The organism is Bacillus sp. C30, assembly GCF_040838255.1.
Taxonomy (GTDB): Bacteria; Bacillota; Bacilli; order Bacillales; family Bacillaceae_G; genus Bacillus_A; species Bacillus_A mycoides.
In genome coordinates, this window is the sequence record NZ_JBFPJH010000395.1 from 1 (window position 1) to 2,779 (window position 2,779).

Here is a 2,779-nt window from a genome sequence, read left to right on the forward strand (position 1 = left end):
AGGAATCATCCTTTTTACATAGATTATACCCTAGATTTTAGACAGGTTCTTAGAAGAAATGATTAGAGAATTTTTCCCGTATTTCGTATGCTCTTTAATACTTGGGGTAATTATTACGAATGGAATATTAACATATTTTATATCACGGAGTATTATTAAACCATTGCATTCATTAAAGCAGGCAACGGAAAGAATTCAAAAGGGTGATTTAGATTTTCAAGTAAAGCCACTTGCGAAAGATGAAATAGGTGAATTAAGTTTATCGTTTGAAGAGATGCGTGGCAGGTTGAAGGAATCTGTCGAGTTGCAAATGCAATATGAAAAAAATCGTAAAGAGTTGCTTTCAAATATTTCTCATGATTTACGGACGCCAATAACGGCTATTAAAGGTTATGTACAAGGAATTAAAGAAGGTATCGCTCGAACTCCAGAACAATTAGATAAATATTTAACGATTATTTATTATAAAGTGTTTGATATGGATCAATTAATTGACGAGCTTTTTCTCTTTTCAAAACTTGATTTAAAAGAGGAACCGTTTCAATTTGAAGAGGTTGAAATTAATCAATACTTATCTGATTGTATAGAAGAACTACAGCTTGAATTACAAGATAAGGGAATTGCAGTGAGATGGGATGCTCAAAAGGATACTTCTATTTTGGTAAAAGGTGATCGTGAAAAATTACGTCGTGTTATTACAAATATCATTTGGAATAGTGTGAAGTATATGGATAAAGAAGAAGGATATATAGGAATTCGCATGACCGAATCTATTGATTATGTAACGATTTACATAAAAGATAATGGGGTAGGAATAGAAGAGAAGGCGTTGCCTCATATATTTGAAAGGTTTTATCGTGCAGATCATTCTAGAAATTCTAAAACAGGTGGAAGCGGACTTGGTTTGTCAATTGCACATCAGATTATCACACAACATGGTGGTGATATTTGGGTAGAAAGCAAAAAAGGTAAAGGAACGACGCTGGCATTTACATTACAAAAAATCAATTAGAAAAAGGAGAGCATCTTGAAAGGAATTTTAATTATTGAAGATGAAGCTATTATAGCAGAGTTAGAAAAGGATTATTTAGAGGTTGCTGGGTATACAGTAGATATTGATTACTCTGGTGAAAAAGGTTTACAAAGAGTTCTTCTGGAGGATTATGACTTGTTAATTTTAGACATAATGTTACCGGGAATAGATGGATATGAAATTTGTAAACAAGTTCGATTGAAAAAGGACATACCAATACTTATGGTGTCCGCAAAACAAGAGGAAATCGATAAAATTAAAGGGTTAGGTTTTGGAGCAGATGATTATATTATAAAACCATTTAGCCCAAGTGAAATGGTGGCGCGTGTAAACGCTCATCTAGCCCGTTATGATCGTTTAACAGGAAAGCGAGAACAAATAAAAGATGAAATTCGTATTCGAGGATTGCTTATTGATAAATCGGCACGACGTGTATTTATAAATGGAACTGAGGTCATGTTAACAGGAAAAGAATTTGATTTATTAACTTGTATGGCGGAACATCCAAACCAAGTATTTAGTAAAGATCGTCTCTTTGAAACTGTCTGGGGGATGGATGTAATTGGTGATGCAGCAACGGTTGCTGTACATGTGAAAAATATTCGTCAAAAAATTGAACTCGATCCATTTGATAAATCATACATTGAAACAATTTGGGGAGTAGGATATCGTTTTACACACTAATAAAAAAGCCAGCATTTTTGCTGGCTTTTTATTGTAAATGAATTTACAAACAAGATCCTCCGCTAACATCAATCAATTGTCCAGTAACCCAGCGACTATCAGGAGAAGCGAGAAATGCAGCAGTGTCGGCAATGTCTTCTACTTCACCTAATCGATTGAAAGCTGAAATGTTAGTAGCGTACTGTTTCATCATTGGATCGCTCAAGAGTTCCGCATTCATATCTGTTTGAATGAAGCCTGGAAGTATTGCATTTACAGTAATACCTCGTGCGCCAAGTTGTTTTGCTAGAGTGAAAGTCATTGTGTTAATTGCACCTTTCGTCATACTATATGCAACGAAATCAGGTAAAGAAATGCGAGTTGCGGCTGATGAGATATTAACAATCCGGCTATTGTCACGTAAACGCGGTAGAGCTTGTTGGATGATGAAGAATGGTGCTTTTGCATTTACTGAAACGATTCTATCAAAAAATTGTTCAGTCGTTTCTTCAATAAAAGCACCAGGTCCAATTCCAGCGTTGTTTATTAAAATATCAAATTCCGTTCCACCAGTTCGCTTTTGCAATTCAGTATCTAAAGAATTATATAGGTTTTCTACACCGTGTAAAGATTCAAGATTTGCACCGATAGAAAAAGCTGATCCGCCATTTGATTGAATTTCATGAACAGTTTCTTCAGCATCTTCTTTTCGATTACCATAATGAACAGCAACTAATGCACCATCGTTTGCTAAACGTTTTGCGATAGCACGTCCAATTCCTCGGCTTGCGCCAGTAACTAATGCTATTTTACCTTTTAACATAGTTCTCTCATCTCCTCATAAATTTTTTATGTGTTTTTAAGTTGTTTTTCTTTATGTAGAAAAGCAAACATACTTAAGTAATATATGAGTACGTGTAAGAAGATCATTCCGATTTTGTTTTGAGAAAAATAAACAACCTTTTAGTGTATGAATTGAACTTTAAAAATGAATTTTTAAAAAAATGTTGACAATGAAAAGAACAAAGTCCTATAATACGTTTAACAAATAAAAGTCAATTATGAATTTTCAGACTTTATATT

3 protein-coding genes are annotated in these 2,779 nt (G+C 34.0%); 2 read left to right on the top strand and 1 reads right to left on the bottom strand.

Going from position 1 to position 2,779, the window contains the following annotated elements; genetic code table 11:
• Positions 1-58 precede the first annotated feature (58 nt).
• Positions 59-1,012 carry a sensor histidine kinase gene (locus AB3X49_RS20770; protein WP_367964465.1) on the top strand — a complete coding sequence of 318 codons (954 nt, stop codon included), beginning with the start codon at positions 59-61 and terminating at the stop codon, positions 1,010-1,012.
• Positions 1,013-1,027: 15 nt separating this feature from the next.
• Positions 1,028-1,717, top strand: coding sequence for a response regulator transcription factor (locus AB3X49_RS20775; RefSeq protein ID WP_367964467.1), 690 nt, complete (start codon positions 1,028-1,030; stop codon positions 1,715-1,717).
• A 43-nt stretch (positions 1,718-1,760) separates the two neighbouring features.
• Here AB3X49_RS20775 and AB3X49_RS20780 read toward each other — a convergent pair whose 3' ends face one another.
• The gene (locus tag AB3X49_RS20780; RefSeq protein ID WP_002031196.1) at positions 1,761-2,519 is read right to left on the bottom strand and encodes an SDR family oxidoreductase; all 759 of its coding nucleotides are present in this window, start codon (positions 2,517-2,519) and stop codon (positions 1,761-1,763) included.
• Positions 2,520-2,779: the final 260 nt, after the last annotated feature.